The sequence below is a fragment of the Thalassolituus sp. UBA3500 genome (assembly GCF_002377545.1).
GTDB lineage: Bacteria > Pseudomonadota > Gammaproteobacteria > Pseudomonadales > Oceanobacteraceae > Thalassolituus.
Map to the genome: position 1 here is coordinate 35,130 of NZ_DFQB01000060.1, position 12,661 is coordinate 47,790.

Annotated in this window: 17 protein-coding genes; 14 read left to right on the forward strand and 3 right to left on the reverse strand. The window is 51.1% G+C overall.

Going from position 1 to position 12,661, the window contains the following annotated elements; genetic code table 11:
* The first annotated feature begins 2 nt into the window (after window positions 1-2).
* From mobA to moaE, 5 genes are read left to right on the forward strand one after another with little or no spacing between them, the layout of a single operon-like run.
* Window positions 3-584 (forward strand): molybdenum cofactor guanylyltransferase, encoded by a 582-nt coding sequence (gene mobA, locus B2R29_RS15655; RefSeq protein ID WP_301181918.1) that lies wholly within the window; start codon window positions 3-5, stop codon window positions 582-584.
* Between the two features lie 3 nt (window positions 585-587).
* Window positions 588-1,118 (forward strand): molybdenum cofactor biosynthesis protein B, encoded by a 531-nt coding sequence (gene moaB, locus B2R29_RS15660; RefSeq protein WP_301182124.1) that lies wholly within the window; start codon window positions 588-590, stop codon window positions 1,116-1,118.
* Window positions 1,111-1,587, forward strand: coding sequence for a cyclic pyranopterin monophosphate synthase MoaC (gene moaC, locus B2R29_RS15665; protein ID WP_301182125.1), 477 nt, complete (start codon window positions 1,111-1,113; stop codon window positions 1,585-1,587). The genes moaB and moaC overlap by 8 nt, the downstream gene beginning before the upstream one ends.
* Window positions 1,587-1,835: a MoaD/ThiS family protein gene (locus B2R29_RS15670; RefSeq protein ID WP_301181919.1), complete on the forward strand. Its 249-nt coding sequence runs from the start codon at window positions 1,587-1,589 to the stop codon at window positions 1,833-1,835. The genes moaC and B2R29_RS15670 overlap by 1 nt, the downstream gene beginning before the upstream one ends.
* Before the next feature lies 1 nt (window position 1,836).
* Window positions 1,837-2,322, forward strand: coding sequence for a molybdopterin synthase catalytic subunit MoaE (gene moaE, locus B2R29_RS15675; RefSeq protein WP_301181920.1), 486 nt, complete (start codon window positions 1,837-1,839; stop codon window positions 2,320-2,322).
* A gap of 25 nt (window positions 2,323-2,347) precedes the next feature.
* Here the strand turns inward: moaE and B2R29_RS15680 are convergent, their stop codons facing one another.
* Window positions 2,348-3,463, reverse strand: coding sequence for a PilT/PilU family type 4a pilus ATPase (locus tag B2R29_RS15680; protein ID WP_139325744.1), 1,116 nt, complete (start codon window positions 3,461-3,463; stop codon window positions 2,348-2,350).
* Between the two features lie 11 nt (window positions 3,464-3,474).
* Window positions 3,475-4,509, reverse strand: coding sequence for a type IV pilus twitching motility protein PilT (locus tag B2R29_RS15685; RefSeq protein WP_301181921.1), 1,035 nt, complete (start codon window positions 4,507-4,509; stop codon window positions 3,475-3,477).
* A 203-nt stretch (window positions 4,510-4,712) separates the two neighbouring features.
* Between B2R29_RS15685 and B2R29_RS15690 the strand changes: the two genes are divergently transcribed.
* The 9 genes from B2R29_RS15690 to hemW all read left to right on the forward strand — a co-directional run bounded on the left by B2R29_RS15690 (window position 4,713) and on the right by hemW (window position 11,513).
* The gene (locus B2R29_RS15690) at window positions 4,713-5,414 is read left to right on the forward strand and encodes a YggS family pyridoxal phosphate-dependent enzyme (protein ID WP_301181922.1); all 702 of its coding nucleotides are present in this window, start codon (window positions 4,713-4,715) and stop codon (window positions 5,412-5,414) included.
* 25 nt (window positions 5,415-5,439) lie between these two features.
* Window positions 5,440-6,261, forward strand: a complete 822-nt coding sequence (gene proC, locus B2R29_RS15695) for a pyrroline-5-carboxylate reductase (protein WP_301181923.1) — start codon at window positions 5,440-5,442, stop codon at window positions 6,259-6,261.
* A 124-nt stretch (window positions 6,262-6,385) separates the two neighbouring features.
* Window positions 6,386-6,982 (forward strand): YggT family protein, encoded by a 597-nt coding sequence (locus B2R29_RS15700; RefSeq protein ID WP_301181924.1) that lies wholly within the window; start codon window positions 6,386-6,388, stop codon window positions 6,980-6,982.
* Window positions 6,983-7,148: 166 nt separating this feature from the next.
* Window positions 7,149-8,306: a homoserine O-succinyltransferase MetX gene (gene metX / locus B2R29_RS15705; RefSeq protein WP_301181925.1), complete on the forward strand. Its 1,158-nt coding sequence runs from the start codon at window positions 7,149-7,151 to the stop codon at window positions 8,304-8,306.
* A 5-nt stretch (window positions 8,307-8,311) separates the two neighbouring features.
* Window positions 8,312-8,905: a methionine biosynthesis protein MetW gene (gene metW, locus B2R29_RS15710; RefSeq protein ID WP_297533389.1), complete on the forward strand. Its 594-nt coding sequence runs from the start codon at window positions 8,312-8,314 to the stop codon at window positions 8,903-8,905.
* Window positions 8,906-8,907: 2 nt separating this feature from the next.
* On the forward strand, window positions 8,908-9,366 hold the full coding sequence (locus B2R29_RS15715; RefSeq protein ID WP_301181926.1) for a DUF4426 domain-containing protein: 459 nt from the start codon (window positions 8,908-8,910) through the stop codon (window positions 9,364-9,366).
* Window positions 9,366-9,965, forward strand: coding sequence for an RdgB/HAM1 family non-canonical purine NTP pyrophosphatase (rdgB, locus tag B2R29_RS15720; RefSeq protein WP_301182126.1), 600 nt, complete (start codon window positions 9,366-9,368; stop codon window positions 9,963-9,965). Before B2R29_RS15715 ends, rdgB begins: the two co-directional genes overlap by 1 nt.
* 50 nt (window positions 9,966-10,015) lie before the next feature.
* Window positions 10,016-10,360 carry a hypothetical protein gene (locus B2R29_RS15725; protein ID WP_301181927.1) on the forward strand — a complete coding sequence of 115 codons (345 nt, stop codon included), beginning with the start codon at window positions 10,016-10,018 and terminating at the stop codon, window positions 10,358-10,360.
* Window positions 10,361-10,367: 7 nt separating this feature from the next.
* Window positions 10,368-11,513 carry a radical SAM family heme chaperone HemW gene (gene hemW, locus B2R29_RS15730; RefSeq protein WP_301181928.1) on the forward strand — a complete coding sequence of 382 codons (1,146 nt, stop codon included), beginning with the start codon at window positions 10,368-10,370 and terminating at the stop codon, window positions 11,511-11,513.
* Window positions 11,514-11,533: 20 nt separating this feature from the next.
* Here hemW and B2R29_RS15735 read toward each other — a convergent pair whose 3' ends face one another.
* On the reverse strand, window positions 11,534-12,460 hold the full coding sequence (locus B2R29_RS15735) for a patatin-like phospholipase family protein (RefSeq protein WP_301181929.1): 927 nt from the start codon (window positions 12,458-12,460) through the stop codon (window positions 11,534-11,536).
* Window positions 12,461-12,661: the final 201 nt, after the last annotated feature.

The window sequence follows — 12,661 nt, forward strand, 5'->3', positions numbered from 1 at the left end:
TCATGACGCAGGAAGCAGCCAGCGAGCAGATTACCGCTGTTATCCTCGCAGGTGGAAAGTCAGAGCGAATGGGACGCGACAAAGCGCAACTGATTAGGCCTGACGGCCGCTCGCAGCTGTCGTTTACCGCCGATTGCCTGGGAGAAGCTGGCATCGAAGACATTTTAGTCAGTGGTTTAGGTGCAAACGGACTGAAAAGCATCAAGGATGTTTACCCTGAGAAGGGACCTTTGGCGGGCATTCACTCAGCCCTTGCTCATTGTAAGCCAGGCACTGGCTCCCTGATCGTTGTGCCGTGCGACATGCCCCTACTGAAGTGCGGTGTGTTCTTACGCCTGCTGAAAAGTAGTCAATCGACGGCATTCGACCAGAGCTTTTTCCCACTGATTATTCGCAATCTGGAACAAGCAAAAGAAGTTACTGAAAATATTTTATCGAGTGATCAGAATCCTTCAATCCGTTCTTTTCTGAAAAATATGAGATTCGATTTTATATCTTCAGAAAATCCAGTCGAACTTAAGAGCTGCAACACACCAGAGTCCTGGAGTGATGCATGCAATCTACTAAATAATTATAGGAATTAAATGATGGTGAAAATGTTCAACGATGATTTTATACGTCTTAATATTTCTGTACTCACAGTTTCTGATTCAAGAACAGAAGAAAATGATACAAGCGGTGATTTTTTAGTCGATTCAATCGAGAGTTCAGGACATAACTCTGTTGAGAAAAAAATCGTTGTCGACAACATTTATAAAATTCGCGAATCGCTTTCCACATGGATCGCCGATGACCGGACACAAGTCATTATCGTCACTGGAGGTACAGGCTTCACCGAGCGGGATTCGACACCCGAAGCCGCAGAACCTCTCTTCGATAAAAAGATCGACGGATTTGGAGAACTGTTCCGCCAGCTTTCCTACGAAACCATAGGCACCTCGACCATTCAGAGCCGGGCAACAGCAGGTTTAGCCAATGACACTCTGATCTTCTGCGTACCAGGCTCAACGAATGCTTGCCGTCAGGCCTGGGAACAGATCATCTGCCAGCAACTTGATAGCCGCCACAAGCCGTGCAACTTCGCCATGCGCCTGAAAAAGGTAACCAATGATGACTGAGTTCTCCCACGTCAATGCCCGCGGAGAGGCCTCTATGGTCGATGTATCGGGCAAAGAGCCCACAGTTCGCGAAGCCAGGGCAGAGGGCTACATCACGATGCAGCCTGCCACCTTGCAGGCCATCGTCGAGGGCAACCACCACAAAGGGGACGTGTTTGGCGTAGCGCGTATCGCAGGCATTCAAGCAGCAAAGCAGACCAGTCAGCTTATCCCGTTATGCCACCCATTGATGCTGAGCAAAGTGGCTGTGGATTTTGACGTAGAGCCAGATAACTCGCGGATACGGGTCCATAGTCTTTGCCGGCTAAACGGGCAAACAGGCGTCGAGATGGAAGCACTCACTGCGGTTTCAGTTGCAACATTGACCCTGTTTGATATGTGCAAAGCCGTCGATCCTGAGATGATCATCGAAGGCATAAAAGTACTTGAAAAATCAGGCGGAAAGACTGGACACTGGGAGAGAACTTGATGATTCGTGTTTATTTTTTTGCAAAAATAAAAGAACAACTTTCCCTTGATTTTTTCGATCTTGATATAAAAACACCCTGCACCGTTTTCGATATAAGAAAATCATTGATTTCTGAATTTAATACTTATGAAAAACTTTTCAGTATCGACTATGCAATATGCGCAGTAAATCAGGAATTATCGGATGAAAAAAAATGTGTAGAAAGTAATGATGAAGTTGCTTTTTTTCCTCCGGTAACAGGAGGCTAGAATGAGCAACAAGACAACTACTGAAAACATTAAAATATCTGTTCAGAAAAGTGATTTTTCGATAGAAAAAGAAAATCTTTTTTTGAGCAAACAAGCACCTGAAACCGGGGCTGTCGTCACCTTTACCGGACGGGTTCGCGAGTTCAGCGAGCAACCTGATGTCACCGGGCTCTTTTTAGAGCACTACCCCGGTATGACAGAGAAATCATTAAAACGCATCATAGAACAAGCGCAACAGCGCTGGGACATTCAACGTATCAGTGTCATCCACCGAATCGGCTCACTGGCCGTTGAAGATCAGATTGTGTTTGTTGGTGTCAGCAGTGCGCACAGAGAAGCTGCTTTCGAAGCTGCCCGCTACATCATGGATTACCTGAAGACTGAAGCGCCTTTCTGGAAAAAGGAAATCACCAGGTCGGGTGAGCACTGGGTTGAGGCAAGAGAAAAGGATCAGGCAGCCCGGGCGCGCTGGAGCACCCCGGACTGAGAGAAAGCTATCAAAGCCGTTGGCGTTAGTCCTGCAGGCGCAGGTTGCGCGTCGCACCTTCTAATCTGTCGGCGTTGGTTTCATTGCCCAGTTTAATCATCAGGCGCAGATCGTTCGGCGAGTCAGCATGGGCGATCGCGTCTTCATAGGTAATCTCACTCTGCTCGTAGAGAGCGTACAGCGCCTGGTCAAAGGTCTGCATACCCAGTTCTGTCGAGCGCGCCATCAGGCTCTTCAGCTCGTGTACATCGCCTTTACGGATCAGGTCTGACACCAGAGGTGTATTCAGTAAGACCTCGACAACAGCACGACGACCACGACCATCAGGCGTCGGAATTAACTGCTGCGCCACGATCGCTTTCAGGTTCAGAGAAAGATCCATCCAGATCTGCGAGTGCCGCTCTGGGGGGAAAAAGTGAATGATGCGATCAAGCGCCTGGTTAGCGTTGTTACTGTGCAGAGTGGCAAGGCACAGGTGACCTGTTTCTGCGAAGGTAATCGCATGCTCCATGGTCTCAGCAGAGCGTACCTCACCAATCATGATTACGTCCGGTGCCTGACGCAGGCAGTTCTTCAGCGCAATCTCATAGCTGTCAGTATCGAGGCCAACTTCACGCTGAGTGACGATGCAGGTTTCATGTTGATGGATAAATTCGATCGGGTCTTCGATGCTGAGTATATGCCCCTTACTGTTGCGGTTACGGTAGCCGATCATCGAGGCCAATGACGTCGATTTACCCGCACCTGTTGCACCCACAAACAGCACCAGACCTCGCTTAGCAAGCGATAGCTCTTTGATCACTTCAGGCAGGCCGAGCTGATCAATATTCGGGATTCGGGTTTCAATCCGTCGTAGCACCATCCCCGCGACATTACGCTGGAAGAAGGCACTCGCACGAAAACGACCAATACCCGTGGCATTGATCGCAAAGTTCAGTTCTTTGCGCTCTTCGAACTCAGCCTGCTGGCGGTCGTTCATCAGTCCGTAGACGATTTCTTTTGCCTGCTCAGCACTAAGAACCGTTTTATTGAGAGGTACCAGCTTGCCATGGACCTTCATCGAAGGCGGAACGCCCGCCGTAATGAAGAGATCGGATGCGGTCTTTTCAACCATTAACCGCAGAAACTTATCCATTGACACAATCAGCTACCTCAGAAGTTTTCTGGCATTTTGGCCTTTTCACGGGCGATTTCACGACTGATCAGCCCCTTGCTGACCAGACTCTGCAGGCATTGATCCATGGTCTGCATCCCGTGCGCTGCCCCAGTCTGAATGGCCGAGTACATTTGCGCAACCTTGTCTTCACGAATCAGGTTACGGATCGCCGCCGTGCCAACCATAATCTCATGGGCTGCAATACGGCCGCCACCGTTCTTTTTCAGCAGCGCCTGAGACACAACGCCCTGCAACGATTCTGACAACATTGAGCGCACCATGGATTTTTCTTCCGCCGGGAATACATCGACAATACGGTCAATGGTTTTCGCCGCGGAGCTGGTGTGCAGGGTACCAAATACAACGTGGCCGGTTTCTGCCGCCGTCAATGCCAGACGGATAGTCTCAAGGTCACGCAATTCACCAACGAGAATAACGTCAGGGTCTTCACGAAGTGCTGAGCGCAATGCCTCGTTGAAGCCCAACGTATCACGGTGCACTTCACGCTGGTTGATCAGACTCTTCTTTGACTCATGCACGAATTCAATCGGATCTTCAACGGTGAGGATATGGTCAAACTTAGTCTCATTGATGTAATCAACCATCGCCGCTAGGGTCGTTGATTTACCTGAACCGGTCGGGCCGGTCACTAATACGATGCCACGGCTGATCATAGAGAGGTCTTTGAACACCTGCCCCATTCCCAGCTGATCCATGGTCACGACTTTTGATGGAATGGTACGGAATACCGCACCCGCACCACGGTTATGGTTAAAGGCATTCACACGGAAGCGGGCAACACCGGGGACTTCAAACGAGAAGTCTGTTTCCAGAAACTCTTCGAAGTCCTTACGCTGCTTGTCGTTCATGATGTCGTAAACAAGGGCGTGAACTTCTTTGTGACTTAACGCAGGAAGATTAATTCGGCGTACATCGCCATCGACACGGATCATAGGTGGCATATCTGCCGATAAGTGGAGGTCAGAGGCCCCCTGCTTCGCGCTAAAGGCCAATAACTCGGTAATATCCATGTGATCCTCTCTATGATCTTGGGCCAGATGCGCCAGCTCAGCCAGACAGCCCGATAAATGCCAAAATAGTAGTGATGCAACCAGCCGGATGAAGCGGTCAATCCCTCGACTGGTGTATGATGTAATGTAATCGCTGTTGAACAAATTTCTATGAACAGCGTCACTACACAACAATCAAGTTAATCCTAAACCAAGCAAGCGTAATGTCTACTGTAGAACAGAACTATCAACGGGTTCGCGAGCGTATCAGCGCTGCCTGTAAAAATGCGTCGCGCCAACCAGACAGCGTGCGCCTTCTGGCGGTCAGTAAAACAAAACCCGCCAGTATGGTACGAGCATGTTACGAGCAGGGGCAAAGAGCGTTCGGTGAAAACTACCTGCAGGATGGGCTGGATAAAATTGACGCTCTGGCGGAGCTGACCGACATCGAGTGGCATTTTATTGGGCCGCTGCAGTCAAACAAAACCCGCCCCGTGGCTGAGCACTTTCAATGGCTGGAAACGCTGGACCGTGAAAAGATCGCTCGTCGCCTGAACGAGCAACGCCCGGACAACCTGCCACCGCTGAACGTACTGATACAGGTGAACATCAGCGACGAAGACCAGAAAAGTGGTATCGCCACAGAAAGCGTCACCAGTTTTGCGCAGACTCTCCTATCCTTGCCTAGACTGAAAGTTCGGGGATTGATGTGTATCCCGGAAGCGACCAGCGACGAGGAACGACTGCGTAACCAGTTCCAGAAAATGCAGTCGCTATGGCAGGAATTAAAGGAGTTATGCCCGGACGCAGACACGTTGTCGATGGGCATGTCGTCCGACCTCGAACTCGCAGTTGCCTGTGGTTCAACGGAAGTTCGTATCGGTACAGACATATTCGGAGCGCGGAATATCCCGGGCGCTCAGTGAAGGTATTCAGAAGCAGGAATCAACAATGACACAGATAGCATTCATCGGCGGTGGCAATATGGCTACCAGCATCATCGGCGGCCTGATCAGAGAGGACGCGGTCAGCCCGGATCTGATTCACGTCAGCGACCCGGGCGCAGAACAGCGTGAACGCCTGACCCAGGATTTCGGCATTGTGACGCATGAGTCCAACCTCGATGCTATCGCAACAGCTAACGTCGTCATCCTTGCGGTTAAGCCACAGATGATGAAAGCCGTGCTGGAGCCATTGCAGGCAACACTCAACGCACGTCAACCACTGCTGATTTCTGTTGCTGCCGGTATCAGTCTGCCAACACTCAAAGACTGGAGCGGCTGCAGAGCTGTGGTACGCGCCATGCCGAATACGCCGGCACTGACAGGTTTTGGAGCGACAGGGCTATTCGCCAGCGACGAAGTCACACTGGAACAGCGCAACCTCACTGACACACTGCTCGGTGCTACGGGTCTGGCCATGTGGGTACAGACTGAAGCTGAGATTGATGCTGTTACCGCGCTTTCCGGCAGTGGCCCGGCTTACTATTTCCTATTGATGGAATCTATGATCGACGCCGGTATCAAACTTGGACTCAGTGAAGAAACCGCCCGTCGCCTGACGCTACAGACAGCCCTGGGCGCAGGCAAAATGGCCAGCAGTTCAGATGTCGCCCCTGATGAATTGCGCCGCCGCGTGACATCTCCCGGAGGCACTACAGAGCAGGCAATCGCGACGTTCGAAGGCGCACACCTGCGCGATATCGTGAAGGCTGCCATGGATGCCGCAGCGCGCAGAGCTGCTGAACTCAGCGACGAACTCGGCAATGGCTGAATCTTGACGACAGGGGGTGAAATTTTCTCAGGCGCCCCCATTTGAAGTTCGATAAAGTAAACATTTGAGACAACAAGATTGCACCGCGCGGCTCTGAGGCCGCTCACTTACAACGGGAGTATCCATGGGTTCACCACTCACACAAGCAGGTCTGCTGCTCGTCAACGCCATTGGCAGCCTGGTTTTACTGATTGTTATGCTGCGCTTCCTGCTGCAGCTTGTCCGGGCTGATTTTTATAACCCGCTGTCGCAAATGATTGTGAAGTTTACCAATCCACTGCTTATTCCATTGCGCCGTGTGATTCCTGGGTTTGGCGGCCTCGATATGGCATCACTGGTGCTGACTCTGGCGATTCAATATGTGATCATGGCGCTGATTCTGATGCTTGCGGGATACGGAACCGGAATGCCATTCGTTGCCATGATTGGCTGGGCTGCTGTGGGCATCATCAAACTTCTGATCAGTATTTACTTCTGGGGCATGCTGATTATGGTCATTGCCTCTTGGGTGGCCCCAGGGTCTTACAACCCCGCACTGATATTGATCAACCAACTGCTGGAACCGGTCATTCGCCCGGTACGCAAGATCATGCCAGACATGGGCGGACTGGATCTGTCGCCGCTGGTCGTGATTCTTGGTATTCAGCTGGCAGAGATCCTGATTCTGTATCCTCTCAAACAAGTTCTGCAGGTGCCGTCAGGCCTGATTATGGGCCTGTAAGATATTGCCCTGCCCGCGGCAGCAGCACTTCTGCTGCCGCCAGCCTGATGTATAAATAACCAACCGTGCACCAATACTCTCCGCAACGGGCACAGCCAGTGCCAAGCCAGCTCTAAGCCTGATAAACTTGAAACATTACTAGCTTGCAAATGGATACCTGTCTCCGATGCCGGACGTTATTCCAGAAAACTCGGTCGGACTCGTCACCCCCAGGGTTCAGCACTTCGATACACCCCTGACGTTGCGCAGCGGACGAGTGTTAGAACAATACGACCTGATCTACGAGACCTATGGTGAACTCAATGCTGACCGCTCTAATGCTGTTCTGATCTGTCACGCACTGAGTGGCGATCATCATGCTGCGGGCTATCACAGCATGGAAGACAAAAAGCCCGGTTGGTGGGATACCTGTATCGGCCCCGGCAAACCCATCGACACCAATAAGTTCTTTGTCGTCTCGCTGAACAACTTAGGTGGCTGCTCAGGATCGACGGGCCCGGTCAGTATCAACCCAGAAACAGGCAAAGCCTACGGCCCCGACTTTCCTATCATGGCTGTACGCGACTGGGTAAATAGTCAGGCTCGCCTTGCAGATGTTCTTGGTATTGATGTCTGGGCCGCTGTGGTCGGTGGGTCTCTCGGTGGGATGCAGGTTCTGCGTTGGTCTATTCAGTTTCCTGAGCGCCTGAAGCACGCCGTTGTTATTGCTTCTGCCCCCAAGCTTTCGGCGCAGAATATCGCGTTTAATGAAGTCGCCCGACAGGCCATCGCCAAAGACCCTGATTTTCATGACGGCTGGTATCAGGAGAAAGGGACCCTGCCCAAAGCAGGCCTGATGCAAGCGCGGATGTTAGGGCACCTGACGTATCTTTCGGACGATGCCATGCGGCAGAAGTTTGGCCGTGAATTACGTGAGGGCAAACTGAACTTCAGTTTCGCACCTGAGTTTCAGGTCGAAAGTTACCTGCACTATCAGGGCGAGAAATTCAGTACTCGTTTCGACGCTAACACCTACATGCTGATGACCAAAGCACTGGACTATTTTGATCCTGCACGCGATCACGACAATGACCTGCGCAAGTGCCTGAGTCAGGCAAAGTGCCGCTTTCTGGTCGTGTCGTTCACGACTGACTGGCGCTTTGCTCCAGCGCGCTCAGAAGAGATCGTTAACGCACTGATTCACGCCGATAAAGACGTCAGCTACGCCTGTATCGAGTCTGACAACGGCCACGATGCGTTCCTTCTCCCTATCCCACGCTATCTGGATATATTCCATGCTTATATGGACGGCGTCGCAACACGTAGCTTCGGAGGTCTGGCATGAGCGAACTGCGTCCTGATCTGAGTATTATTCAGCAATGGATTCGCCCGGAAAGTGAAATCCTCGACCTTGGCTGCGGCGAGGGTGAATTACTCAGTTATCTCAAGACTGAGAAAAACGTTCACGGTTACGGTCTGGAAATTAATCCAGAAAAACTGACGGCCTGTATCCGTAACGGCGTCAATGTGATTGAACAGAACCTGGATAATGGCCTCAGTAACTTTGAAGATCAGAGCATCGATACCGTTGTCATGACTCAAGCACTGCAGGCTGTTCAGCGTCCGGACGAACTGCTCGACGAAATGCTGCGTATCGGCAAAGAAGCCATCGTGACGTTTCCGAACTTTGGTTACTGGAAAACCCGTTTCTACCTTTTATTGAAGGGTCGCATGCCCATGTCGGATACGCTGCCGTACAACTGGTATGACACGCCGAATATTCACATGTGCACCTTCCGCGACTTTGAAATTCTGTGTCGGGAGAAAGGCATACGTATTCTTAATAAAACCGTTGTCGATGATCAGCATCGCGAGCACTGGAGCATTCGTCTCTGGCCAGCCATGCTGGGCGAAATAGCGGTTTATCACATCACCCGGAGATAAGTATGAATGCACTGAGTAAGATCAACGCTATCCTGGTACTGGCTCTTTCTGTCGCCTCTATGCAAACCTTTGCAGATCGTGGTGAACAGAAGCAGGTGTTTGGTGATTATGAGGTCCACTACATAGGCCTTAATTCCAGCTTCTTACCTGAGGAAGCTGCCGAAGCCTACGATATTCCGCGCTCACGCTCGCTCGCTTATCTGAGCATTTCAGTATTGAAGACCGCGAAAGACACGGTACCGACGCCAGTGACGGCTGAACTCACAGGGACCATCAAAAACCTGATTGGTCAGAGTCGCACCATCGACTTCCGGGAAATCAAAGAAACCAATGCGGTGTACTATGTATCGACCTTCCGCTTCGATAAAAACGAAATCTATCGCATTGATCTCGATGTCACGCCAGAAGGTACCAGCCGCACGTTTGACGTGAAATTTAGTCAGAAATTCTATCAGGAATAATCATGAAAAAAATCGTTCTTGCCAGTGGCAACAAAGGCAAACTACGTGAATTTTCAGCCATGTTTTCTGAGCACTTTGCTGACGATAATGTTGAGCTTATTCCTCAGACAGAGCTCAATGTTTCTGACGCCGATGAGACAGGGCTGAGCTTCGTTGAGAATGCCATTATCAAAGCACGCCATGCCTGCCAGGTGACCGGGCTACCAGCACTGGCAGATGACTCTGGCATTGAGATTGATGTGCTCGACGGTGCTCCTGGTATTTACAGCGCCCGATACTCTGGTGAAGGAGATCAGGCGAATAACAGTAAAGTCCTGAAAAACCTCGAAGGTGTCGCTGAAGCAGAACGCACGGCACGCTTTCAATGCGTGCTTGTATATATGCGTCATGCCGAAGACCCAACGCCACAGGTTTTCCAGGGTGCGTGGGAAGGCGTCATTCTCACACAGCCCTCAGGCACAGAAGGGTTTGGCTATGACCCTATATTTTATGTCCCAAGTGAGCAATGCAGCGCCGCTGAACTGAGCCGGGAACGTAAGAACGTTTTATCCCATCGAGGTCAGGCGATTCAGCAGCTACTGGGACGCTGGCGCCCTTAATAGAATTTAAGACTTACTAACGATACATCACAGAGAAAGATACTTTGGACATGCTTGAACAACTCGAACAGAAGATTCTCAATACGGTATCTGCACTGCAGGAAGCCCGGAAAGACAATAAAGCCCTGCAGGAAACCAACGAAGAATTAAATAATACGATCGCGGAGCTGCGCCAGGCGGTGTCAGATGCGGAGCAACGTCTGCAACATCGCGACACGGCCATTACCGCGTTGCAGCAACAGTATGAGTCTGTAAAAAGAGAAAACAGTCGCCTGTCTCAGGAAAAGAATGAGTGGGAAGTCAAAGTATCCGCGCTGATGGAGGCCATTGACGAAACCGGGTTTGAACTCAAATCTCCTTCTTTTGAATCCCGCTCTGAGGCTGGCGTCGCCTGAAAGGATCATGACACTGCCTCCACTGAGTCTGTACATCCACATTCCCTGGTGTGTGCGCAAATGTCCTTACTGTGACTTCAACTCTCACGAGGCAGGCAGCCATATTCCTGAAGCAGAGTATATTAATGCTCTTCTGAAAGACCTCGAACAAGACCTCCACTGGGTGCAAGGGCGTGCGATAAAAAGTATCTTTTTTGGCGGCGGCACTCCCAGCTTATTATCGGCTCACGCCTACGAAACACTCTTCACTGGGCTGTCTGAAAAACTCTCTTTCAGCTCGGATATTGAGATTACTCTGGAAGCCAACCCCGGAACCTTCGAAGCGGATAAATTTAAAGCCTACAGACAGCTGGGCATTAACCGTTTATCAATGGGCATCCAGAGCTTTCAGCCTGAACACCTGAAAAAACTTGGGCGAATACACGACAGAGCGCAAGCGCTTGCGGCCATTGAAACAGCGATTAATGCGGGATTCAGTAATTTTAATCTCGACCTGATGCACGGTCTGCCAGACCAGACGCCAGAGCAGGCGCTGGATGATTTAAATACCGCCCTGTCTTTTCAGCCGCCGCACCTGTCCTGGTATCAGCTGACAATCGAACCCAACACCGAATTTTATAAGCGCCCGCCGGTGCTGCCTGAAGATGACACCCTGTGGGATATTCAGGAGCAGGGGCAAGAAAGACTGGCGCATGCAGGACTGCGTCAGTACGAGATCTCGGCATACTCGCTGCCGCAGCAGCAAGCGAAGCATAATATTAATTACTGGCGTTTCGGTGACTATCTGGGCATCGGAGCAGGTGCACATGGCAAGATCACCTCAACAGGGCCCCAGGGCCTGACCATTCTGCGTACGCGCAAAACCCGACTACCGAAAGACTATTTAAACAGCGAGAAACGCTTCCTGGCAGGACAGGATCGTATCTTGCCCGAAGACACCGCGCTGGAGTGCATGATGAATGCGTTACGCCTCCAGGAGGGTATTCCTGTGAGTGATTTTGAAGCCCGGACAGGAATGACACTCGACAGCATCAGGGCGCCGCTGAATAAAGCGCTTTCACTTGGTCTGATTGAGTGCAGCACTGACATCCGCGCTTCGGAACGCGGCCAGCAATATCTGAATGAATTACTGGCACTGTTCCTTACCGACTAAATCGCTGGGAAAAATAAGAGTCAGGCGACTGATACCACACGTAAATCAGTCTGCGGGGCGTATAACTCCTCAAGATAGGCGCTGGCCGCCTCGACGCCCATATCGTAACCATCGGCCAGTTTCTTCTCGTTCATACACAGACGCGACACAGAGAACTCTGGCGGCGGAGCAACAACACGCACCCGACAGCCTTCTGGAGGCGAGTTAATAAAATCGAGGCTTTCATTATATTGTGCTGTGCGGAACTTCATCGCGTTCATCAAGCCTGCTTCAGCCGCGAACATTTTTTCCAGTAACCACTCGCTCTGGCTGGATGTCTTACGAAATCCGAGCGGCTGCGAGAGCACCACCGTAATATCGTCGGCCCCCATATTCCAGGCTTGTCGCACAGGAATTGAGTCCGCCACACCACCATCTACGTAGCGCTCATTGTTGACAACAACCGGTGAGCGATAGAAATACGGAATAGCACAGGTGGCCACCATAGCATCATGCACCGTTTCAGAGGTCACGGGCAGATAATGTGCCTGGCCACTCTCAACGTGCGTTGCAGTGGCATAGAGTTCCATATCACCGACGAACTCCGCGAGAGGAAGTTGCTGATGGGTGTAATGCCACAACCAGTGAACATCGGTCATATGCCCGCCTCGAACGAAACGCACTGGGCTGAAGAATTCTTTCTGACGCGCGTACTCCATAATTGCCTGACGCGCGCGACCCGGTTGTCGGGACAAATATCCTGTCAGGTTGGTCCCACCGGCCGATACACCGATACCAAAATCAAATCCGTGAAATTCCTGCTCAAGAAAGTGATCGATCACTCCACTGGCAAATATTCCTCGCATCGCCCCGCCTTCGACAACGATGGCTTTTCTTGTACCACTCACCGTATCGTTACTTGCCACGCCATTGTTTGCACTACTGTCTACAGTCCCGTCGTTTGCCATTTCAATCTCCGGTTCGTTCCAACCCGTTGTACATACACAATTCAGAAGGGTGACACCCGCATTGGTTCCATTGAAATGAATTTTTCTAATACAGCCAATAGTGAAAAGCTTGCTGGCACCGACAATCAGAGCAAACAAAAAAGCCCGATGTGGAAACACCGGGCTCTCGGAATCTATCTTTTGCGGGTTGACCGCTGACGT

Coding starts and splice junctions, on each gene's coding strand:
- mobA (WP_301181918.1), top strand. CDS start 3: ATGACGCAGGAAGCAGCCAGCGAGCAGATTACCGCTGTTATCCTCGCA.
- moaB (WP_301182124.1), top strand. CDS start 588: ATGGTGAAAATGTTCAACGATGATTTTATACGTCTTAATATTTCTGTA.
- moaC (WP_301182125.1), top strand. CDS start 1,111: ATGACTGAGTTCTCCCACGTCAATGCCCGCGGAGAGGCCTCTATGGTC.
- B2R29_RS15670 (WP_301181919.1), top strand. CDS start 1,587: ATGATTCGTGTTTATTTTTTTGCAAAAATAAAAGAACAACTTTCCCTT.
- moaE (WP_301181920.1), top strand. CDS start 1,837: ATGAGCAACAAGACAACTACTGAAAACATTAAAATATCTGTTCAGAAA.
- B2R29_RS15685 (WP_301181921.1), bottom strand. CDS start 4,509: ATGGATATTACCGAGTTATTGGCCTTTAGCGCGAAGCAGGGGGCCTCT.
- B2R29_RS15690 (WP_301181922.1), top strand. CDS start 4,713: ATGTCTACTGTAGAACAGAACTATCAACGGGTTCGCGAGCGTATCAGC.
- proC (WP_301181923.1), top strand. CDS start 5,440: ATGACACAGATAGCATTCATCGGCGGTGGCAATATGGCTACCAGCATC.
- B2R29_RS15700 (WP_301181924.1), top strand. CDS start 6,386: ATGGGTTCACCACTCACACAAGCAGGTCTGCTGCTCGTCAACGCCATT.
- metX (WP_301181925.1), top strand. CDS start 7,149: ATGCCGGACGTTATTCCAGAAAACTCGGTCGGACTCGTCACCCCCAGG.
- B2R29_RS15715 (WP_301181926.1), top strand. CDS start 8,908: ATGAATGCACTGAGTAAGATCAACGCTATCCTGGTACTGGCTCTTTCT.
- B2R29_RS15725 (WP_301181927.1), top strand. CDS start 10,016: ATGCTTGAACAACTCGAACAGAAGATTCTCAATACGGTATCTGCACTG.
- hemW (WP_301181928.1), top strand. CDS start 10,368: ATGACACTGCCTCCACTGAGTCTGTACATCCACATTCCCTGGTGTGTG.
- B2R29_RS15735 (WP_301181929.1), bottom strand. CDS start 12,460: ATGGCAAACGACGGGACTGTAGACAGTAGTGCAAACAATGGCGTGGCA.